The following is a 21,003-nucleotide window of genomic DNA, read 5'->3' as shown; positions in this document are numbered from 1 at the left end:
TTTCTGGGTTCCGTTTGGTGGCCGTCCAGCCTCGGCGGCGGAAGAGCGCCTTGGTGCTTCCGTGGAGCTCGACGCCGGTGGCCTGAGTCAGAGTCAGCAGCCTACCGGCGAGGTGGACCAGGTCGTGGGCGTCGGCCTGCTGGATGGATTGGAGTCGTGCCAGGTCGGCACGGAGGTTGCTGATTACGTCACGCTGCTCGGTGCTCTCAGCTTCGAGTCGGTCGATGTCTACGGCTTGAGCCCGGAGTTGGTTGCGGAGGGATTCTTGGCCTTGCCTGCTGACCGCGAGAGCGGCAGTCAGCCTGACCCGCGATTTAGAGTGAGTGCCCGCCGGGCCTCGCTCGGCATCGGTGTCCAGGAGTTGAACGGTCGTGGCGGGCTTCGGGCGTAACGCTGAGGCGCGTTGCCGCCGTCGTCGATCGCGTTGTCTGTTGGCGCAGCGCGTGGAGCAGAAGCGCTGAGACGAGCGCGAAGGCGCGAAGCTCTCGCCACAGTCAACGCAATTCTTCCCGCTCACGTTGGTTCATCTTGGATGGCTCTGGTTACGACATGACTTGCCGTGAGTCCGCGCTCACGGCGAATGCCTTGGATGCCAGAGGTGTGAAGGTCTGTGGTTGGAGTGGGGACAGCTTAGCCGCGGGGCTACGATCGGCGTTCGGCGGCGGACGCAGAGGGTCCTAGGAGGCGAGCCATGCACGCGTGGCTTCGATCGGCACTTGATCCGAGCCAAGGAAGTGGAAATGCTTGATCGGGGTCTGGTTCCAATGACCAGAGGACGAAGTTCCCCGCGGATCGGCCTGGTCAGTAGCGTCCGGCGGATAATGGGCCACGTGACTACCGCCAGCAGGTTGATGACGTCGTCAACCTGCTGGCGAGGCTTATGTTCTCCGTCAGAGCTTGATTCCTCTGGTCCGCCAGTGCTGGGTGTCGACGTCGAAAGCTTTAAATCTTTGGCCGGGCTCGCGTCCGCCGTGCATGAGTTTGTAGCAGCGGGGCCTATCCGACCAGTGTTTCAGTACGGGTACGAGCCCGCCGGAGAGTGTTGCCGTGACGGTTGCCATCAGGGGCACGCCACCTAGGCCCTTGATGTCTTTGTACCCAAGCCAATGGATCCCGTTCTCATAGAGGCTCTGGAGTTCGTGGGGGTTATCGAGCTGGTTTTTGTCTTTCGTGATGATGGCGTCAAAACTGTAGTGGCCAAGACGCTCGAAGACTTCGACGTCGCTTGCCCCCGTCAGGTCCAATGCTTCTGGCGTTACGAATTCATGGGTCATGAATATATGCCCCAGGGTCGTCACGATCCGTGGAGAAGTGTTTTCGTCTACGAAAAACTTCATGCCGCTGCCGCCTTGACCATTCCGGAGAATTCTATCGCGTCTTGGGCGGCAGCCGCGCTGACGTTGGGGTAGTAGTAGGCCACGTCCTCGGGCCCGACTGTTTCGCCGTCCACGAGGGACGCGATGGTGTCGTAGGCGATTCGTGAACTGCCGATAGTTGGCCACCCTCCGAGCCGCCCGCGGTCGACCTCAAGGTGTGGCTTGGGCCGCCGGAAATTCACCACCGTTTCGTTGTTGAGATTCGTATATGGTTCAAAAATCTCCTCGAGTGTGAAGAGCAGCATTTGGCCTACGTTTTTGGAGAGGTCCATTGTGACGCCCTCGGGGGTTTGGAAAACGATTGACGTCCCGGAGAGCCCAAATTTGTAGGTTGCCGGGTGTTCCGTGAACTGCATCAGCCGCATTGAATCGAAGGCTTTACCGATATTTTGCATGGACGTCCGAGCCCGGAGGAAAGCAATTGTGCGCAGCGCTACGACGTCGCGATACGAGTAGAGCGCGGGATTGTCGCGGCTCACTTCTGGCACAAGGATGCCCCGTCCGCGCCAAAGGCGAAGCTGATGGGCAGTGGCACCGGAGAGGACTGAGGTCAGTTCGAGTGGAAAGGTCATGACTCAGTTTTCGCCGAGCTGCCATTGGCCAGAAGCGGCTTCCCGTGCATCTGAGAGCGGGCATCGCCGATTCGTGCATCTCGGTCGGGCGGGCAGCCACTGAGCTGTCGTCGATGCAGAACTTCGCTCGTCAATCCAGGAGACAGCTCCACGGCTTCCGCACTCCGGGCAATCTGGTGTCCGATAAGCCCTACGTTCTGCGTCGTTCATACCAACCCCCATGGTGGCTGTGCCCATCACTCGTGAGCACTCACCAAAGAATACAGCCGGATGGCACGCCAGGACGGCTGCGCATCGGGATTCGGTTAACTTTGAAAGGTTGCAGTTTCACCACTGCGGAAAATGCCCCGGGAGGATATGCTCTGGACATGTCCAGAGCATGGGCGTTCAATGGAACAGAGGCGCCTCTTGATGGTCCAGGAGGAGCGGACCGACAGATCAGATGGCGACCGTGCGGCATAAGTCGGCGGCCGCAGGATGGGGTTCCGATGGACGGCACAGCGTCCGCCAAATATTCGCCGGCGCGATGCGCTGCAGAAGGCTTCTTGGCACTCAATCTGCCGAGCCGTCTTTCGTTGGAGCGGCTGATATCGATCGTTGAGAACCTCCGGCGTCGGCGGATTGAGGTCGACGTTGCTGAGTCCCTGAACGGAGGGTCGGTCTGCGGGCTGTGGCTGTCCACGGACAGTACAGAGATAATCTTGCACGCGCCGACGCCGTCGGCACTACATCGCCAGCAGTTCATCCTTCACGAACTGGGCCACATGGTGCTTCGACACGATGAGCTGGTGGTGTCCTCAAACTATGCGGAGACGTGGTTTCCCAACCTGTCCGGCGAACAGGTAACGCGGATCCTCGGGCGAAGTGACTTCCTGGACCATATCGAGGCCGCTGCAGAAACCTTGGCGGATCTCTTTGCCGCGGCAATCCGGGACAGCAGCCTCGAGCCGCGGTCGTTTGAACGGATTTTCGGATGATTCAGGACATTGTCGCAGCCGTGATCTGGTGTCTGGCGCTGTGCCTCCTGCCGGATCTGCGGCGGCGCAAAGACAAGAGCATCCTGGTGGCGGCTGGAACCATCGCCACTGCTCTCACGCTCAACGTTGACCGGATCTATATCGTGGGAGACCGCGTACTCGGCAGCCGGAATCTCCTGGATCTCATCGCCAACATCTTCATGGTTGTGGGTATCTACTTCCTGTCCCGCGCGATCCTGCGCGCAGCTGATGCCAGCGAGACCGTGGACATTCACAGCAGAGCAGGGCTTTCGATTCTCGGGATTGTGGTTGTGGCCCTCATCGTCAGCTTCAGCCTGGTTGATGCTCCGCAGACCTCCACTGCATTCATGAGGGATTTTGGAAGCCAGTGGCCAGCGGCCGCATACTCGGGCGTCCAGTTCCTCTATATCGGCGTGGTGGTGGCCATCACCGGCATTACCTGTTTCAGGTTCCGCGGCGAGATGGCGAGGCCGTACTTCCGCATCGCTTTTATGTTCATCGGCCTGGGCTGCGCTTTGGCTGCGGTGATGGTCCTTGGCGTGTTGGGGATGGACGTACTTCACCTCATGGGGGATCTCGAGGCCATGACGCGTCTCTCCTACGTCTACGACGTCACGCTGGTGGGAGCCATGGTTTTCTTGTGCGGGGGCCTGGCCTTGCCGCCCGTCGCACGTCGGCTGGCGCGCAGGTCTGATGCCCGTGCCGCAGCTGTCCTCGTCGATCAACTGTCTGGTCTCTGGGAACGAATCACGTCGGAGCGATCCGAGGTCCGCCTGGATTTGGCTCAAACTGCGGTCCACCGCCACGATGCACCCAAGCGCCGGCTGCATCGGATGTTGGTGGAGATCCAGGACGCGCTGTTCGTGGACCCGCACCTTGCCCAATTGCTGAGTCAAAATGACCTGAATGTTCTCCGAGAAGCGGAGCAGCATCTTGGAGCCCGGTTGGCAGCATCCGGACATCGACGACCGAGGCTGTCACGGAAGGGGGACACGACTCCGTGACCGACAGCGAAGCTGGGTTCCCCGAACAGCCGCAGGCGAAACTCGCGCGGAAGTTAAACCTCCTTCTGGATCTTTTTGAGGCCCAAGGTTCAGCGCCCCTGACATATCCGCAGATAAGCAAGCACATGTCTGACCGCGGGACGCCGTTGTCCCGCTCCCGCTGGGCCTACATGCGTGCCGGCGACAGTTCCATGGCGACGGACCCTCAGCTCTTGAAGAATCTCGCCGAATTCTTCGGCGTTGATCCCAAGTACTTGCTGGACGACGACGGCGACGTGCCCGACTTGGTGGATGCGCAGCTTCAGCTACTGCGGACACTGCGGGAAAACCGAGTGAGAAACTTTGCTGCACGACAACTGGAGGGGATCTCTCCGGAGACACTGCTGCGCCTACGCAAAGCCATCGGCGAACACCTGAAGGCTCCCGAGGACGACGCCGATGCGTAGGGCCGCTGCCGCCGTGGCGATAGGTTGTGGTATCGCTGGCGCTGCCGTCTTCGTCGGGGCGGCCTATTTTGCCCGGCAAGTTGTGGTTCCCAAGACTCAAAGGAGGGAAGACCTGCAAATCCTTCGCGTGTTCCACAACGCTGACGGACCGCTCACGGTGGAGTTACCTGCATCGGTCCGGACGACGGGTCCCGGCCGCTACAGCATTTGGTTTGCCAACGGCACAGGGCATGCCTGCATCGGAGAGGTCGTCTCCACGGACGCTGGCGCCGGAACGGTAACCCGCCGGGTTGAACGGGTTGACTCCGGGGATTTCGAGACTGCGAAGGCGGGCGTTTGGAGCGGGTACGTCTATCCGACGCCGGAGCCGTTAGGGCTGCCCTACTCGGACGTTCGAATTCCAGTCGAGAACGGCATGGCGCCCGCCTGGAAGTTCACACCGACGCAGGCGTCCAGAGATTCTTCCACTTGGGCGATCCATATCCATGGCCTGGGCGGATCGAAGGCCGGCGCACTCCGCGGCGTGCCAGTTGCGGACCGACTGGGATACACATCTTTGGTTGTTTCACTTCGGAACGACCGCGATTCTCCAGCATCGTCGGACGGCAGGTATCACCTGGGGCAGACCGAATGCCGTGACGTTGAAGCGGCAGTGTCCTATGCCGTGGGGCAAGGTGCGCGCCAGATAGTCCTTTTCGGCTGGTCCCTCGGTGCCTCAATCGCCCTTCAGCTAGCGGCATCGTCGGAGTTTCGGGACCTCATTTCGCGGCTCGTGCTCAACGCCCCCGTTATCGACTGGCGCAGCACCCTGATGGCCAACGCCAGGTCCAGCATGCTCCCCGGTTGGGTTGCACGGCTTGGACTGCAACTGCTTGGGTCCTCCGGAATGCGCTGGATCACAGGCTTGGATGATCCCTTAAAGTTTCCTGCCCTGGACTTCTTGGCACGGGCGGACGAACTCAGTGTTCCCATCCTTGTCATTCACAACGAGGGGGACCGTTCGACACCCTTTGCCATTTCCCGGGAGTTCGTCACCCGGCGCCCCGCGCTGGCAACGCTGCTCACTTTCCCTTCCTCGGAGCACACGCAGGAGTGGAATTCCGATCCGGACGGGTGGGACGCGGTGGTGGAGAGCTGGCTGCGGAACGTCCCGCCGTCGTCGTCCGTGTCCCCATGATTGTTGGGTTTAGGATGCTTCGAGTCCCCGGTCCCGGTAGGCCGTGCCCTTGTCCATGCTCCAGCCGGCGACCATTCCAGTTCCGATCATTTGGTCGCTGAGCCTGGCGAGACGATAGTTTGGGTCGGCTTCGAGGGCGAGTTCCAGGAACTGGTGGGCCTTGCTGCCCCTGCCTTCCCACCAGTTGATGAAGGCGATGGCAGTCAGTGACGGAGCGGAGTGCCTCGTGGCGCTGTGCGTGTAGGCATGGACCAGTAGTTGCTCAGCCCACTCGACGCGGGACCACTGCGGTTTGCCATGCGTTTGGGCCAGGAGGATCCGGTCCATAGGTTCGTCGATTCCGGGGATGTCGGCCATGAGCTGGTCGCGGATGGCGGGGAACTGGAGGTTCGCGATCAGCCCCATGGTCTGCTCGTCGTCCGGGTATGTCTTCGCTTCGAGCATTTCTGTCCAGAGCCTCCTGGCCTGCGCCATCGCCTCCCAATGGCTCATGCCTTGAATTGCGGCGACACGGCTCTCAACGGCATCCAGGGTCTGGAATTCTTTGGTCGAAGCTGGCAGCAGGATGCGGTTAGTGGGTTCGATGGTGCTGCCGCGGTAGACGAATTCGGCGTTGATCTGGCTGGATTGGGTGTCACTCAAGGGGAGCCGGACGCCGTTCTCAGGATCGCCGTCGTACTGTGACACTGTCCGGTCTCCGACGAGGAGTCCTTCCCTGATGGTGAGTCCTCGCTCGGCGAGGGCGCCCGTGAGCGCAGCGATGGTTGCCGCGTGTGGTTTGTGGTCGCCGTTCCTGGGTTCCGAGGTGTAGACGGCGAAGAGCACACCTTCGGCGCTGGTGTCGTGGCTGAGGTAGCCTGCCACCATCTTTGCGTAGCTGATTTCGGTGCTTGGTTTCGGGAGGTCGACGCGGAGGGTTGCTCCGACGTGGTTGTCGGCGAGGGTGATGCAGACGAGGCTTTCGTGGGGCCAAAACCCCAGGGTGTGGCCGATGAAACTGAGGACGTCGGCGGGGGTTTTGATGGTGAGCGGCTCCATGATCCTTCTCCTTCAGCGGCCGGCCGGCACAGGGTGTGTCAGTCAGATGTGTGCGTCGTTCTGATAGAGGAATCACCGCTGGGTACGAGGGGCCCGGAGTGCAACTTGGGGAACCGGGAGCGAGCCAAAATTTCGCGAGGAAATAAGTGACGGAGGAACGCCGAACGAAAATTTGGGCCGGTCCCGGCGCGTCGCGCCCTGGTTGCGCGGAGGACCCGCCCAGCGATTATGGGGATCAGAATGACAAACAGCGATGATGCTTTGGTGGTTCATGGGGGCCGAGGAGCGGGGCGGCATGACACCGTCGAATCTCGGGGGCTTCGCTGGAATTTATTGGGTGCGCCGGATGGGTTTGCGAGGGCGACTTCGGCGTGTTCGACGACGGACCTGGCTGTGAATACAGGATCACGCCGCCGCTCCATCATCTCTCCTGCTTCGACCGCGGCGAAATAGGAATGCCCTCTAATCGGCCAGCGCGGGTGGGCCTGCCGAACTGTGACGTCGAGAAGCCGATCGGCTCCGTCGAACGCCTGACCAGGCACCTATAGGAGACGCCCGTATCCTGCCAGGTCTCGCGCTGCCGCCAGGATGGGGTAGGTGACTAACGGCCAATAACCCACGACTAGCAGAAGTACCGACCCGTTAGGGTACAGGTGTCGTGGGCGGTTCACGTCCTGCGCCTTTCCGATCTGCGTGGTCGCTGAACGAATGATTTGTTCTGTGGGTGGGGTCCTGAAACGGTCGGCGAAAGCTCATTCTCGCGCTAATTTGCAGCGTTATCCTGCAGGCTGGGCCTTTTCTTCTTGGCGATTTATAATCGCTGGTCTGTCGGCCGGCGGTCCGATGATCCCAGCCCCAGATCAGTGCTGGGCTTTGCCCCACCTAGGCCCGCCGCGCAAGGACGCTGGCAATGACTGCATCTTCGGCGATAACTTGCGGCGCCTTATGGCCGGGTATCAGGATGTTGCCTGGATCCATCCTCTGTCCATCATCCAAACATGCTGTTCCGTCGAGGAGGAATATCGCGGCAGTGTTTACGTCGGTGACTAGTGGCCCGTGAATCTGCTGCACGTCGATGGCCCCTCTGCAGAAGGCGCGGTTGGTGATGAGGTTGATAACTGAGGTTGGCCCGGTGACCAGTCTGACTGACACGTCCGCTTCGCCGGGAAAGGCTACAGGCCGGCCAGAGGTAGCGGTGCGGCGCTCTCCGTCGATGTCCATGGCGAGCGTGCCTGCGGATGTGAGGAGAAAATGCCGGTCCGTACCGCGGAATACTGAGAACGCCGCGTCCTCGACGATGTCGGCCACGCTGATTCTCCACCAGAAGTCGTTTGGGCCTGCACCACTGGGGGAAATAGCAACTTCCTTGGTGGTTCCTGCCCCGTTTTTCCACGGGACATCAGGCAGGCGTCCCGGGCTGATGATCGACGTTGAGGTCTTATGCCACGAAGGGTCCATCGGGGTCGGTCTAGGCACGGTGCGAGGAGCCGAGTTCCACGGGTTCTTCGTCGCTGAGGTAGGCGGCCTCCGAGTGGGCGGCGATGTCGATACCGCGCAGCTCGTCGGCTTCGTGAATGCGCAGGCCTATCGTAACGTCGAGGACCTTGGCAATGACCCACGTCACTGCGAAGGAGTAGGCCAGGACGGCTACGGTTGCCAGTGTCTGAATCCCCAGAAGGTCGAAGCCGCCGCCGTAGAACAGCCCGTTCATCTTGTTGGGGGCTGCAGCCGTGGCGAAGAATCGGATCAGCAGGGTGCCGATGATGCCACCTATGAGGTGAACGCCGACGACGTCGAGTGAATCGCGGAAGCCCAAACGGAACATCAGTTCGATGGCCAGAGAGCATACGGCTCCAGCTATGAGCCCGATGGACAGGGCGCCGAGCGGGCTGACCGCTCCGCAGGGCGGGTGTGATAGCGACGAGGGCTGAGATCAGGCCGGAGGCCGCTCCCATGCTGGTGGCACTGCCGAGCCGGATGCGCTCCACCAGTGCCCAGGCGAGCAGTCCGGCAGCGCCGGCTACTGCGGTGTTCAGGAAGACGACGGATGCATCCGAGGGCATCGCCGAATACACCACCACCTAATACATCGGTATCGCCAACCCCCACGCCGGGCGGAAAGGCCAGAAATCATGACGGGCAGCAAAATCTCGACGGGCGGGGCAAAACGCCACCTCATCGTGATCGACATGCAACGCGCCTTCCGCCAAGCGGGGGAGTGGCATATCCCAGGCTACGACGAGGCCGCCAGAACTATCGCGGCTTTGGCTGCCTCCGGCCTGGAACCTCTCCTCACCCGGTTCGTCCCTGACCCGGCCGAAAAAGGTTCGTGGTCCTCGTACTACGACCGCTGGCAATGCATGCGCCTGGATCCTAGTGATCCAATTTGGAACATCGATCTTCCAGACGTTCAGGTCCACGGTTCCATTGACCTTCCCACGTTCTCCAAATGGGGGACGGCACTGGCGGACCGGATCCCCGCCGGAGACGAGATGGTTCTCACAGGCGTGGCGACCGACTGCTGCATACTCGCCACCGCGCTGGGTGCCGCAGACGCAGGTCGATACGTCACAGTCGTTGAAGACGCGTGCGCTGGCCAGAGCGATGCTGCGCGTGATCAAGCACTTAACCTTATGGAGTTATTGTCGCCGATGATCAACGTGGTCAAAAGCGAGACCCTCTTTATCTGACTGCCTGCAACTGGAGGCCGCCGAATGAAGTGGTGGGCCAGAAGCCGACCAGAACACCTTCCTAAGTTTGCCGAAATCTTCAGAGACGAAGCCATCACGACGATCGTCGAGCGCACCTTTACTGCGGCATTCCGAGACGGCCCGCCACAAGCAATGGTCCGATTTGGATGCAAAGTTTGCTACGCGCTTACGCTTGCTTACTTGCTGGTCGGGGCTGCTAACTAAAAGGGCCCCTTCGCCGGACACAGCAGGTTTTTCAGCGCGGCATGGATGTGTGGGCAGACGGACTGGGGCGAACGTTGTGGTCTAGTGTCCTCGCGACGTGATCGCAGTCGGGGCGGGTCGCTTTCTCGGCGGTTCCGCCCCGACTGGGATTGTCCGTCCAGCTAGTTGGCTCAGCGTGCCCTCAGGTCGGCACCCTTGGGTTCTTTGATCAATGAAGTGCCGATGTAGGAGGCAATGAACAGGGCCATTATGTAAAAGGCGATTGAAAATGAACTTCCCGTGGCCCCGAGGAGATACTCGGCAACCAGTGGTGCGAAGGCTCCGCCGAATACCGCTCCCAATGCGTAGGAGATGGAAATCCCGGAGTAGCGAACGTGCGCCGGGAAAATTTCTGAGTACATCGCCGAGAGTGGCCCGTACGTCAGGCCGTTTCCGATTGTGAATACGATCAACCCCAGCGCATAGAACCAGATGTTGGCGGAGTCGATTAGCAGGAACAGCGGGATCATCCAGACAAACATGATGATGTAGCCGGTCTTCAGTGCATTAGTTCGTCCGATCCTGTCCGAGACTTTGCCTCCGTAGAGTGTCGAGGCGACCCAGAAGAGCGCCGCGACGGTTGAAGCAAGCAGTACCTGGGACTGGTCCATGCGGTGGGCGCGGATCGCGTAGGAGGAAAAGAATGCGATGAACAGGTAGCCGGCTGCGTTGCTGCCGATATAGGACAGAGCGGCGATTACGATCTTTTTCGAATCGTTTTTGATTAGCACCTTCAGCGGCGCGGCGCTTTCGTGCTTGAGGGCCACCATTTCCTCGAACACAGGGCTCTCAGCGACAGCGCGCCGGATGAAGTAGCCGATGACTATCATCACTAGGGACAACAAGAAGGTGATTCTCCAGCCCCAAGCAAGGAATTCTTCGTCGGTGGTCAGCGAAGTGACGACGAATACAACGAAGGTTGCCAGTACCATTCCTGCCGGTACGCCGATCTGAGGGTATGCACCAAATAAGCCGCGTTTGTGTGTCGGTGCGTGTTCGACTGCCATGAGGACGGCGCCGCCCCATTCACCGCCGGCTGAGAGGCCTTGGATGACGCGCAGGAGGATCAGTAGAATCGGAGCGACGAGGCCCCACTGTCCATATGTGGGCAGGAGCCCAATCAGGCTGGTTGCTGAACCCATGAGGATGAGGGTGATGATCAGCACGCCCTTGCGTCCGAATCGGTCCCCGAGGTGCCCGGCGACAATGGCTCCTAGGGGGCGGAAGAGGAAGCTGATACCCAGCGACGCCCAAGCGACCATTTGTGGCCAGGCGCCGCCGTGCTGTCCCAGGGGCGCGAAGTAGAGCTGAGCGAAGACCAAGCCCGCGGCTTGTGCGTAGATGAAGAAGTCGTACCATTCGATGGTGGTTCCGACCAGCGTTCCGGCGAGTACCCGGCGCTCCGAGCGGGCTGCCTGCGTGGTGAGCGTTTCGGTTGTCATGGCCGTGGTCCCTAAGCGCTTGCGGCGGAAGCGAGCTCAGCCCGGCGGTTGTCGGCCTTGTAGGGGTAGCTGTGGACGGTTGCGCGGATGCGCTTCTGCCGGTGTCCGGGGTCACCCCAGATGACCTCCACTTCAGTTCCCGGTTCAGTGTACGCAAGGTCGAGGACTGCGTGTGAGAGCACTTTGCGGAAGTAGTAGCTGAATCCGCGTGAGGTGGTCGATCCAATTTCATTCTCGCCGTCCACGACGGAGCTCGCGTACATAGCAAACCATTGTGCACGAGGGAATTCCATGAAGTCGTAGGGCTCCTCGTCGTTCCACAAGGTTTCGTAGACGTCCTTCACATCATCCATGTCCCACACCAGGGTCACGATTTTGCGTGTCGGTTCTCCCATTTCCCGTTCAAGGGCCTCGCGTCCGTAGAAGTCGTGGTCGAACTTCACATTGCGCGCCCATCCGAGTTCGATAGGGCTGCGGTACCAGGCGCTGGGGTCGGCCCCGGTGAAACTTCCCTTGACCTTCATGCAGCGCTGGAAGCTTTGGTACCACTCGACGCTCGTGTCGTTGTCCACGGGCCGGTCGTATGCCTGGAAGTAGTCAGCTTCGTCCGCGCCGGTGATGGCTGGCAAATAGTCGTGGGTAACGGTGGGGAAACCTGCCTCAAGGTGATTGACCATGGCGGTACGTGCACCCATGCGGCGCAGGTTGTACTTTGTACCGGCAGCGAGAATTGCCGCTCTTATCTGTTCCGCCTGCTGGCCCGGCCCTTGGAGCTCGAAGCCGATTTCTCCTGCCATGCCCTGGCGGAGGAATCGGACCGGGATGCCATTGATGCTGGAGTTCGTTACGTGCATGAACTTTGTCTCCGTCAGGTCATCGGCGGCAAGCTCTTGCAACAGCGGCAACGACTTCGGACCGGATACCTGGAATTTGAATTCGGAAATTCGAAGGTCCAGCTCCGCATCGTATCCACCTTTTTCAAAGTTGTACTGAATCCACGTGCTGACGGGCCCTCGTGCGTTGAAAAGGAAATTGTCCTCTCCCAAGCGGGTCAAAACGCCTTCTCCGATGACTTTGCCGGCGGAGTTGCAGAAAATCGCGTGCTTCGCCTGGCTGATGGCAAACTTGGCGAAGCTATTGACGGCGAAGTCGGAGAAGAGCTTCAGAGCATCCGGTCCGACCACGCGCAGTTCGTCCAGATACGACCAGTCGCCGATGTAAGCGTCTTCCTTCCAAGAGAGATTCTCATCCTGCCATCCGGTGTATTCGAGCTTTCCCCATGATGCGGCGATGTCCAGTCCGGTGCGCATGCTGTCGACAGTGATTTCCATATTCTTCTCCTTCGAAGAGGACTGCGGTAAGTCTGATGGTTCCATCGTAGGGAGGTGGCGACAGTCACAAAAGCGCGAATAATGATGGTTATAATTAAGCTGATCTTTCTTAATAAGCTATTACTGCTGAAACAGGCATTTGGAGGATGGCTTGACGCCGAAGTTCACATTAACGCAGCTTGAGTACCTGTGCTCGGTAGCGGAGACCGGATCCTTGGCCGCCGCTGCTCAGAGGCTGAATGTTTCGTCAGCTGCCGTCTCGTCCGGTCTGACCGCTTTGGAGCGGACTGTAAAAGCGCAGCTTGTGGTCGGCCGGAAGTCATTCGGAACGCAGCTGACGTCGAGCGGGCACCGCTTCTATGCAGAAGCAAAGGATATTTTGCGCAGGGCGGGGGAGGCAGAGCTGGCACTGGCAGGTGAGGCTGAAGAGCTTGTAGGCCCGTTGTCTGTTGGCTGCTTTCCGACGTTGGCACCCACAGTCCTGCCGGCGGTGACGAAGTACTTTTCCGAGCACCATCCGCGGGTCTCGGTCAATTACACAATCAAGGCCCAGCAACAGCTCATCCAGAATCTCATTCTCAATGAGCTGGACTGTGTGGTGCTCTATGACCTGTATTTGCCTGAAGGCCTCAGGAAGGAACATCTCAAGGCAGCGACCGTTTACGTAATGGTTGGCGCGACCCACAGTGTGGCCAAGAAGAGCAGCGTGACACTGAAGGAGCTGGAGTCCGAGCCGCTCGTTCTCTTCGATGCTGACCCCGCTAATACGCACAGCTTCAGCATCTTTCAGCGGGCCGGAGTGCAGCCGCGAATCGGCTACCGGGGGAGCGAGTATGAACTGATCCGGGGGATGATCGCCCAAGGGCTTGGATACTCCTTGATGATTCATCGGCCCGCCCACAACTTGACGTACGAGGGACTTGAAGTTTCGTATGTTCCAATCCGGCCGGCCATCCCCGACGAAAGCATTGTGGGCGTCTGGCCCGCGGACGTGAACCTGAACAGGCGGGCACGTAAGTTCATTCAGGTCGCCCGGGACGTCCTGGCGTCCTCAGCCCTTCCGTGAATCCAGGGCAAGGCGAGGTTCCTCCTCGTCTTTAAGGAATTAATGCAATGGCATGTGCTAGCCATCGCACCGTGGGTCAAGGGTGGAAGCAGCTCGCTGAGCCTTGTCTTCTAATCCTTGAGGCTGAGGAGCGTTTCGGGTACCGGAATTCGTAGACGACTACTCGCCAGATTCGACCCTAAACGATCCCCTGGCCCTGGGCGCTTGCGGCTGATTGATGCAGTTCGGCAAGATCTCCCACAAGTCGACGCAGGTTGCTGAAGTCATTGAACGAAAACAAGTGAAATTCGTGGAGCAGGGTGCCTTCGGAGCGGCGTGCGAGCGACGCTAGGAAGGGCAGCGGATCGAACCGTGGTGCTGCGAAGTTGCCGGGCCATGTCTTGCATTTCCCGAGTTGGGCCATTGACGTTGATACGCCCCACCTTGGCTGCTAGCCGCATGAGGCGGCGTTCTGCTGACGGGGCCGGGCACGCCTACCCATAGAGGAAGGGTGACTAAGGCCGACCGCAGTAGATCGAGATAAGCAGCCAGTTCATCCGTCGCAAAACACATTTGTGTCGTCAAGGAAGCTGCATGCTGCTGCTTGGCTTGTAGCGGACGGAGGCAATTCCCGGTGGTGGGGTGTCCCTATGGGTGACCGGCAACGTCGAGCGTGAACGTCCCTGGAAAGAGCCGATGGACCGTCGCAGCAAGCTCGGTACTGGACAGAAAGGCTTGCGAGGCTGTGGAATTGTCGCCCGAAATTACCAGCAAGACCTGTACGCCGCCATTGGCTAAGCGCTCCAGATCTCCCCACAAATGATCCTCACCACCGTAGGCGCGTGCGGGCAGGTGGGTGGTGACTGCATACCCTTCCTGGCTTAGCATCACAGCGGTCTCGATTGTTTCCGATTTCTCTTGGCGAGGAAGTGCTGCTACCGATACAGCCGCCGGCGGAGGAAACTCACGAAGGAGCCTAGTGGCAGCGTCTTTGGATGGAACGATCTCCACACGCAAGGTCTGCAGAAATGAGAGCGGCAACACTTCAGCCCCCTCCGTCGGTCAGTCTGCGGCGGCCAAGCCAAGACTTTTGGGACTGAAGAGGCCCAACAATGCTATCGCCTGCCAAGTCGGGGCGGCGTGGAGCGACGCACATTTCGTAAGCGGCTAAGTGAGTCCGACTCGTCGGCGAAACTACGAAGGCTGGTGCGACGTACGTTACTGTCATTTGGTCCGCCTTCGGCAAGATGGGCGGGCAGTGGGGGGGGGGCTGGAGCAGGATGCCTGAGACGGCAGGGTTGGCTGCCAGCTCATCGATTGCCTGAGCGACTTCATCCTTGGTGGCGTCTTTGGGCAGACGTCGGTAATGGTCCTCAGTTCCGGCCTGTTGGGAGAGCCGGCGTTTGCTGCCGACATGGACCTCGGAGGCCGGGTCGTCCTCGACGAGCACGGTCGCCAGGCCAATGGGCCGGCCTGTGGAGTGTTTGAATTGTTCGACTTCGGTCCGGAGTTGTTGCCGGAGGCCGGCGAGTGCCTTGCCGTCGATGATGCGGGCGGTCACGGTCAGAACACGATCGTGGTGTTACCGTCGCGCATAACTTTGTCCTGGCAGTGCCAGGTGACAGCCCGGGAGAGGACGCTGCGTTCGACGTCGGCGCCGGAGCGCATGAGTTCGGGTGTGGTTTCGCGGTGGGTGACGCGGATGACGTCCTGTTCGATGATGGGGCCCTCGTCGAGGTCTTTAGTGACGTAGTGGGCGGTGGCGCCGATAAGCTTGACGCCGCGGTCTTTGGCTTTTTGGTAGGGTCCGGCGCCGATGAAGGCGGGCAGGAACGAGTGGTGGATGTTGATCACCGGCACCTGGACCTCATCGAGGAAGTCAGCGGAGATGATTTGCATGTACCGGGCCAGGACCACGAGATCCACGTTGCCGTGCAGGAGCTCCAGGTGCCTGCGCTCGGCGTCCTTCTTATCCCCGGTCACTGGGACGTAGAAGTAGGGTATGTCGAACGGGCGGACCTGATCGGCGAGATCCGGATGGTTGGAAATAACCATGACAACGTCCATGGGAATCTCCCCGCGGCGGTGCCGCCACAAAAGATCCAGCAGGCAGTGGTCGGTCTTCGATGCGAAGATCGCTACCCGCTTGCGCTTGGACGCATCCGCAAGTTTCCAGTCCATCTGAAGCGGGCCGGCGAGCTTTGTCTGAATGTCCGCTTCGAGGGTTTCCCGCTTGGCGGCAAATCCGGGAAGGCGGAACACGGTGCGCTGGTAAAGGGTCCCGTTCTCGGCGCCGGTCGTGAACTGGTCCAGGGAGACAATGTTCGCCCCGTGCTCTCCGAGCAGCTGCGTCAACTGGGCGACGATGCCCGGCTTATCAGGGCAGCTGACAGTAAGCCGGCCGATATCAGCAGTGCCGTTAACTGCAGCGGGCTTGGCCGGAAGCGTAATGCTAGACGGTTGCAAGATGATCACCTCGTGATTCTTTTGGACTTGTATTAAAAGGCATCTACACCCGCGACCGCTTTTATCAAGCCGGTAGGTGTATTCCGGTTGCCCAAGACAGAAACAGGCAGAGGTATTCGCTGTCATTCGCCTGAGCCGACGGCGTACGTCATTGTTGCCACCTTAATAATCGATTTGGTCAGGGCTTGTTCTCTTCGTAGTCAGGCGAGACCAACAGCCTTGTCTCTTCATCGTAAGTAACAAGCGTCAGCGGCAAAAGCACGAAAAACAGGAGTAGTAATTAAGTTCAGATTGCTTACCAGCTCTGAGTAGGTCCTCTTAATGCATCTGGAAGGTCGCGGACGGGGCGACAACTTCAACACGACTTTATTATCCGACTTGGGACCCCTTCCACTCCTGTGCCTTGAGCGCCGATAGTGGAGATACGGTCAAGCTACGGCCGCATGGACTTTGGACTCGACGGCGCAGGCGGGTGAGCGGCTCACTCCAGCTTGGCTCGGCGGAGGTACTGGTAGTCGGTCTCCCGGCTGAACCCGTGCCCATAGGCAAGGAGGACTATCGGGACGCCACTGCCGGCGCGCGCTGAACCATCTCGGCGGACCATCCGGTGTGACGGTCTTTTTTCCGTCCTTTTTAGGAGTCGCGTTGCTTGGCCGGGGCGATGCCTTCCCGCTGGCGTTCCCTGATGAGGGAGCGTTCAGATTCGGCGAATGCGCCCATGACGGAGAGCATGAGGTTGGCCATGGGGGAGTCCTCGCCGGTGAAGACCAGGCTCTCTATGACGAACTCTACCCGTACCCCTTTGCGTGCGAGTTCCTTGACCAGCTACCTAAGTCATCGAGGTTGCGGGCCAACCGGTCCATCTTGTGCACCACCACGGTGTCCTGTCCCGGGCGAACCGCAGCATTTCCGGGAGCTCTGGCGTGGCCGCGTCCCGGCCCGAGGCCTTATCCGTGAAGTTCCGGTCCAGAATCTGGCCTTCACACTGACGTTTTTCGTTCTGGTCCAGCTTGCTCACGCGCACATACCCAATCCGCTGTCCAGACATGGGCGCCTCCTAACCCTCGTGCCGTTTAGGTAGTTTCCTGCCGGAGCACCCACCTTCCACCGACTGCAAATAAGGTCGAGTGTTGGGTCTCGTCCTGCAAGGAATTCAAGGACCGCCGAGGGCGTCAGCTTGGGGTGGCCTCACTCACCCAGCCACTGACCGTTTCACACTTGTAGTGGAGTCCGATCCAGGGTGACGCGATCAGCTCGTAGTCGGGAGAGCCCTCCAGGGGTTCTACTTTTTTGGATTCATTCGTTTTTTCATCCAATGTCTTTGCCTTCCCGGGGAGGAACAGCGTATACGTTAGTGTCTAGCCGACGGTGCCGTGGTCGTAGCAGTGAATGGCGTGCTACACATCGGACAGGGTGCTCACCGCGCAGACTGCACCTTCTGCGCTGCGCGCCTCGGCACCGTTTTCCAGACCATTCGGCCCCGGGACGATGGAGAACGTCTGTGGCTTGGTCATCGGGGAGACGAGCTTGTATCCGAAGGTCTTTCCGACCAGGTCGATCCCTTCGCGGCGCATGTGTTCACCCATCATCAGAGCCAGAAGAGGCCCGTGGATGACCAGACCCTTGTAGCCCTCATTCAGGCACCAGTCGCGGTCGTAGTGGATTCTGTGTGTGTTGTATGTCAACGCGGAGAATCGGAACAAGAGCTTTTCGTCGACTACCTGCCTCAATACTGGGCCCGCCGGCGGCGCCGGGGGGGCTGGGGGTTGCGGCAGGGAGCCGGTTCCTGAAGCGCGGTAGACGATGTCCTGTTCTTCACGAATCAGGAGCTGGTCGGCTTGGAAGATGTCATGGCGAACGGTAGTGAACGTCAACGGTCCGGTCCGGCCGACCTTCTCGACTGACCTGGCCACCGAAATGACCTTTTTCGCCGGCGCACCAATCTTGAGCTGCCCGAAGGTCGAAACCCTCCCACCGGCAAACATTCTGCGCCGGTCAGGTCCTGGAGGTGCTGGAATGCCGACTGTGGGGTGCCCGTCCGGGCCGAGCTCACTCGCACGGCTGCGCTCCAAAAGGTAGAGCCAATGCCAAAGTGGAGGGACCGTCGCACCGTCGCCGAAGGGTATGTCGATGTTTATGGCTGCAGCGAGGGATTCCACCGGTTCCGCTGCGATGTACTCCGTGCGTTCGATGTGGCCTGTCGAGGTATTTGGTGTCATGTTAGGTCTCTATCTTGGTCGCGGAGGCGGTAGCGCTGAGTGCCGCGATGAGGTTGTCGATGGAGGGTGAGGAATCAAGATTTTCCACTGCGTCGATGAGCTTCACGGTCGTTTCTTCGCCGTAGGGGCGGAGGAGGGCACGTGCCTTGGCAACGACCTCGGCGTGTGTCATGGGGTTCTTTTCGGAGCCCTTGGCGTCCGTCGGATTCCCCGCCAGGAGAGTGATCTTTTCGCCGTTTATCAGCTCGAAATCAAGGCGGGGGCCGTCCTCGAGCTGGATGGATTCGTCGAGTACCATCGAGATTTTGCCGAAGATCTCCTGGACCCGGGGCTCTGTGATGCGGGGCGGGTCGAATTGCTCCAGCCCGACAGAACGGTTCTCCAGCGCCACGCTGATGGCGTAGGGCAGGCTGAACTGGGCATCGAACACCGTCTCAATGGGGTCGACGCTGAGCATATTGATCGCTGTCTCTCCGGCGGTCACGGTGATGGAGCGGATGTTGGAGGGCCGCAGATCACGTTCATCGATCAGTTTCATCACTGCATCAACAGTTGAGTGGCTGCCTCTGCAACATGCGTAGGGTTTCAAATAGGACGTGGAGACATTGAACGTCTCGCCAAGACCGGCAAGGACTCGTTCGGGGAAACCTTTGCCGTCCCCATAGGTCGCATATATTCCGCCCCATGGTGCCTCGAAGATCCGATGGGGGCCGGTGACACCGGCCCGGGCGAGAAGGGCAGCGTCAATTCCTGATTCTCCGGCTTTGCCCGGGTGGACACGCTTGGTCCAGGCGCCGTCCTCGATGAAGGCCCAGACTCCTCCCGTGAACGATCCGGCGATGCCAAGGGCATCGGCAAAGGTGGTCGTGTCAAGCTGGAAGATCTTGGCGCAGGCAGCGGCCGCAGCGAAGGTGCCGAAGGTACCGGTGGAATGCCAACCGCGGTCGGTGTGGGCAGCGAAACCGCCGATGCCCTGCAAGAGCCGATAGCTGATGTCGTATCCGGCACATGCGGCAACAATCAGTTCCTTGCCGCTGGAACCGCTGAGTTCTGCGGCAGCGATCGCGGCCGGCAGGGTCGCCGATCCTGCATGTCCCGGCCCGCCGCCGTCGTCGAAGTCACGGGCGTGGGCCGAGGTTCCGTTGGCGAGTGCTGCGTGTGCGGGGTTCAGGCGTTCGGAGGTTCCCCAGACGAGGCTTGGGCCGCCGTTGGAGATGCCGGTGAGGGCTTTTCGGACGCGGCGTGACTCCTCTGAGGCGATGCCGGCCATAGCGACGGCGAGTGTGTCGAGGATGTGATCTTTGATCCCGGACACCACCTCGGCTGGGAGGTTATCGTAGCTGATCTTGGACCAGTATTCGGCGAGCTGTTCGGTGAGGGACCGCTGCCGTTCAGGTGTGAGTGACATGGAGTACCTTAGTGTCGGGGGCCCAGGTCGACGGTGAGCTGATTAATCGTCCACCGCCCGGCAGTCTGGCTTATGGCGGATTCGGAGTCGATGACGCGGGCCTGAGGGTAGTGGCGGACGAGGTGCGCGACTACTTCTTCGATCTCCACCTTGGCGAGTCCTTGTCCAAGGCAGTTGTGCGGGCCCGTACTGAACGTGAGCGGCTGGTTCCGCTCGCGGCCCAGGACGAATTCACCGGGGTTCTCGAACCTCTCCGGGTCGCGGTTGGCGGACCATACGGCTACATGGACGTCAGTCCCGGCGGGGATGGTGATGCCGCCGACCTCGATGTCTTCCATGGCAATCTTGCTCACAACACCGGTTCGCGGATACAGACGAAGCGCTTCGATGACTGCGGTCGGGATCCAGGTGGGGTCGGCGAGGATTTGTTCCCAGACTTCTCTGTTGCGCAGCAAATTCCACACCACCAGGCCGATCTGGTGACCCGTGTTTACCGAACTCGCTTCGAGCATCGAGGTTGCTTCGTCGAAGAGTTCCTGCTCGGTGAGCTTGCCGTTATCCGCGAGCGTCATCAGGTGGGAGAGCATGTCGTCGCCGAGACCCTGGGCGCGCTTGCGTTCCATCAAATCCCTCAGATATTCGAACAGTTCGTCGTAGGCGGCCAGGATGTCGGGTTTCAGGCTGGGATCCCTGGCCAGCAGGGCCAGCGTTCGCTCGGAGAGTTCCTGCACTTTGGGGGCGTCGGTTCGCGGAGCACCGGCGAGATGACAGTAAACCAACGACGGGATGCGGCGATCTACGCCGGCGTGGAAGTCCACTGGCTTCGTGTCGTCGAGTTCGCCAACGATGCGGGTCACAATATCAGTGAGCATTTCCCGGGTGTTCTGCACTGTCGCGGGGCCCATGAAACGGGCAAGCGGTGTGCGCAGGCGCAGCTGTTGCGCTCCGTCCTGCATGATGATGCTTCGAGCTCGAAAACCATGGACGGCACCATCGCTGATGCCGAACTCTTCCATCAGTTTTAGCGCAGAGTTCGCGAACCGTGGATTGCGTAAGACATCGGTGGCCAGTTGGTATGACAGGACCGCGTAACCTTCGGGACCGGAGGCGATACCTCCGTCTGGAAGCGCGCCGCCTGGGTGATCAGTCGCGTTTGCTGCGAACAGTTCGAATGTAGGCACGGTGTTTGTCATGATCGCGAAATCGCTCCCATCGGGCAGCAGAGGATGACTTCTTCGAGATCATCCCCGCGCTCCTCCTCGACCTCGGAACGCAGCTGTTCGAGCGTGCCCTCCTGGTCGATTTGGAACACGTCGGGCATCAAGGCAGCGCAGGTGCCATTGGCATCGCACCGTTGCAGGTCTACGTTGACTTTGATCATGGGGAGGGCGCCCTTCTTCAGGATTATCAGGCCGGTGCCGCCCCTACTTTGATAGGGACGCTATCGGCCGTGTCGTTCATGGTCTACCTTGCGGGCGCATGAGACATTTCACAAATACCAATATTGGGCGCTACCCATCTATTTCA

General features: G+C 60.1%; 21 protein-coding genes and 2 pseudogenes. 7 read left to right on the top strand and 16 right to left on the bottom strand.

Annotated features, from left to right (window positions below):
* Window positions 1-61: 61 nt before the first annotated feature.
* Window positions 62-391 (top strand): hypothetical protein, encoded by a 330-nt coding sequence (locus AC1DD3_RS04565; protein ID WP_476881069.1) that lies wholly within the window; start codon window positions 62-64, stop codon window positions 389-391.
* A gap of 499 nt (window positions 392-890) precedes the next feature.
* Here the strand turns inward: AC1DD3_RS04565 and AC1DD3_RS04560 are convergent, their stop codons facing one another.
* A complete protein-coding gene (locus AC1DD3_RS04560) occupies window positions 891-1,337 on the bottom strand; it encodes a PIN-like domain-containing protein (RefSeq protein ID WP_476881068.1) in 447 nt (148 codons plus the stop codon).
* Window positions 1,334-1,948 carry a DUF433 domain-containing protein gene (locus AC1DD3_RS04555; protein ID WP_476881067.1) on the bottom strand — a complete coding sequence of 205 codons (615 nt, stop codon included), beginning with the start codon at window positions 1,946-1,948 and terminating at the stop codon, window positions 1,334-1,336. The genes AC1DD3_RS04560 and AC1DD3_RS04555 overlap by 4 nt, the downstream gene beginning before the upstream one ends.
* A gap of 488 nt (window positions 1,949-2,436) precedes the next feature.
* Between AC1DD3_RS04555 and AC1DD3_RS04550 the strand changes: the two genes are divergently transcribed.
* The 4 genes from AC1DD3_RS04550 (at window position 2,437) to AC1DD3_RS04535 (ending at window position 5,573) form a co-directional block, all read left to right on the top strand.
* Window positions 2,437-2,925, top strand: coding sequence for a hypothetical protein (locus AC1DD3_RS04550; RefSeq protein ID WP_476881066.1), 489 nt, complete (start codon window positions 2,437-2,439; stop codon window positions 2,923-2,925).
* Complete coding sequence (locus tag AC1DD3_RS04545; protein ID WP_476881065.1) at window positions 2,922-3,950, top strand: hypothetical protein; 1,029 nt, start codon at window positions 2,922-2,924, stop codon at window positions 3,948-3,950. Before AC1DD3_RS04550 ends, AC1DD3_RS04545 begins: the two co-directional genes overlap by 4 nt.
* The gene (locus tag AC1DD3_RS04540) at window positions 3,947-4,396 is read left to right on the top strand and encodes a hypothetical protein (protein ID WP_476881064.1); all 450 of its coding nucleotides are present in this window, start codon (window positions 3,947-3,949) and stop codon (window positions 4,394-4,396) included. Before AC1DD3_RS04545 ends, AC1DD3_RS04540 begins: the two co-directional genes overlap by 4 nt.
* 127 nt (window positions 4,397-4,523) lie before the next feature.
* Entirely contained in the window at window positions 4,524-5,573 is a 1,050-nt protein-coding gene (locus tag AC1DD3_RS04535; RefSeq protein WP_476881063.1) for an alpha/beta hydrolase, read from the top strand.
* Window positions 5,574-5,582: 9 nt separating this feature from the next.
* On the opposite strand, the gene AC1DD3_RS04530 is transcribed toward AC1DD3_RS04535, so the two are convergent.
* The 4 genes and pseudogenes from AC1DD3_RS04530 to AC1DD3_RS04515 form a co-directional block, all read right to left on the bottom strand.
* Window positions 5,583-6,611: a DUF4192 domain-containing protein gene (locus AC1DD3_RS04530; protein WP_476881062.1), complete on the bottom strand. Its 1,029-nt coding sequence runs from the start codon at window positions 6,609-6,611 to the stop codon at window positions 5,583-5,585.
* Window positions 6,612-7,493: 882 nt separating this feature from the next.
* Complete coding sequence (locus AC1DD3_RS04525) at window positions 7,494-8,069, bottom strand: HutD/Ves family protein (protein ID WP_476881061.1); 576 nt, start codon at window positions 8,067-8,069, stop codon at window positions 7,494-7,496.
* A 10-nt stretch (window positions 8,070-8,079) separates the two neighbouring features.
* Window positions 8,080-8,472: a hypothetical protein gene (locus AC1DD3_RS04520; protein WP_476881128.1), complete on the bottom strand. Its 393-nt coding sequence runs from the start codon at window positions 8,470-8,472 to the stop codon at window positions 8,080-8,082.
* A gap of 109 nt (window positions 8,473-8,581) precedes the next feature.
* A pseudogene (locus AC1DD3_RS04515) lies at window positions 8,582-8,674 on the bottom strand (hypothetical protein); the annotation flags it as partial.
* Between the two features lie 69 nt (window positions 8,675-8,743).
* Here AC1DD3_RS04515 and AC1DD3_RS04510 point away from each other — a divergent pair.
* Window positions 8,744-9,301, top strand: a complete 558-nt coding sequence (locus AC1DD3_RS04510; protein ID WP_476881060.1) for a cysteine hydrolase family protein — start codon at window positions 8,744-8,746, stop codon at window positions 9,299-9,301.
* 395 nt (window positions 9,302-9,696) lie between these two features.
* Here the strand turns inward: AC1DD3_RS04510 and AC1DD3_RS04505 are convergent, their stop codons facing one another.
* Window positions 9,697-11,007 (bottom strand): MFS transporter, encoded by a 1,311-nt coding sequence (locus tag AC1DD3_RS04505; RefSeq protein WP_476881059.1) that lies wholly within the window; start codon window positions 11,005-11,007, stop codon window positions 9,697-9,699.
* 11 nt (window positions 11,008-11,018) lie between these two features.
* Window positions 11,019-12,338, bottom strand: coding sequence for a hypothetical protein (locus AC1DD3_RS04500; RefSeq protein ID WP_476881058.1), 1,320 nt, complete (start codon window positions 12,336-12,338; stop codon window positions 11,019-11,021).
* Window positions 12,339-12,477: 139 nt separating this feature from the next.
* Here AC1DD3_RS04500 and AC1DD3_RS04495 point away from each other — a divergent pair, with 139 nt between their 5' ends.
* Complete coding sequence (locus AC1DD3_RS04495; RefSeq protein ID WP_476881057.1) at window positions 12,478-13,404, top strand: LysR substrate-binding domain-containing protein; 927 nt, start codon at window positions 12,478-12,480, stop codon at window positions 13,402-13,404.
* A gap of 627 nt (window positions 13,405-14,031) precedes the next feature.
* Here the strand turns inward: AC1DD3_RS04495 and AC1DD3_RS04490 are convergent.
* From AC1DD3_RS04490 to AC1DD3_RS04455, 8 genes and pseudogenes are all read right to left on the bottom strand, one after another.
* Complete coding sequence (locus AC1DD3_RS04490; protein WP_476881056.1) at window positions 14,032-14,427, bottom strand: hypothetical protein; 396 nt, start codon at window positions 14,425-14,427, stop codon at window positions 14,032-14,034.
* 1 nt (window position 14,428) lies between these two features.
* Window positions 14,429-14,944, bottom strand: coding sequence for a tetrahydrofolate dehydrogenase/cyclohydrolase catalytic domain-containing protein (locus AC1DD3_RS04485; protein ID WP_476881055.1), 516 nt, complete (start codon window positions 14,942-14,944; stop codon window positions 14,429-14,431).
* Window positions 14,945-14,946: 2 nt separating this feature from the next.
* Window positions 14,947-15,849 carry a formyltetrahydrofolate deformylase gene (gene purU, locus AC1DD3_RS04480; protein ID WP_476881054.1) on the bottom strand — a complete coding sequence of 301 codons (903 nt, stop codon included), beginning with the start codon at window positions 15,847-15,849 and terminating at the stop codon, window positions 14,947-14,949.
* A gap of 481 nt (window positions 15,850-16,330) precedes the next feature.
* Window positions 16,331-16,897: pseudogene (locus tag AC1DD3_RS04475) on the bottom strand (recombinase family protein).
* A 349-nt stretch (window positions 16,898-17,246) separates the two neighbouring features.
* Window positions 17,247-18,068, bottom strand: coding sequence for an HTD2 family dehydratase (locus tag AC1DD3_RS04470; RefSeq protein ID WP_476881053.1), 822 nt, complete (start codon window positions 18,066-18,068; stop codon window positions 17,247-17,249).
* Window position 18,069: 1 nt separating this feature from the next.
* Window positions 18,070-19,476 (bottom strand): MmgE/PrpD family protein, encoded by a 1,407-nt coding sequence (locus AC1DD3_RS04465; RefSeq protein WP_476881052.1) that lies wholly within the window; start codon window positions 19,474-19,476, stop codon window positions 18,070-18,072.
* An 8-nt stretch (window positions 19,477-19,484) separates the two neighbouring features.
* Window positions 19,485-20,669, bottom strand: a complete 1,185-nt coding sequence (locus AC1DD3_RS04460) for a cytochrome P450 (RefSeq protein WP_476881051.1) — start codon at window positions 20,667-20,669, stop codon at window positions 19,485-19,487.
* On the bottom strand, window positions 20,666-20,857 hold the full coding sequence (locus AC1DD3_RS04455) for a ferredoxin (protein WP_476881050.1): 192 nt from the start codon (window positions 20,855-20,857) through the stop codon (window positions 20,666-20,668). The genes AC1DD3_RS04460 and AC1DD3_RS04455 overlap by 4 nt, the downstream gene beginning before the upstream one ends.
* Window positions 20,858-21,003: the final 146 nt, after the last annotated feature.

This window comes from Arthrobacter sp. 05T444 (genome assembly GCF_056395905.1).
Note: the sequence above shows the minus strand (reverse complement) of the source record. Positions and strands in the feature narration are given on the sequence as shown.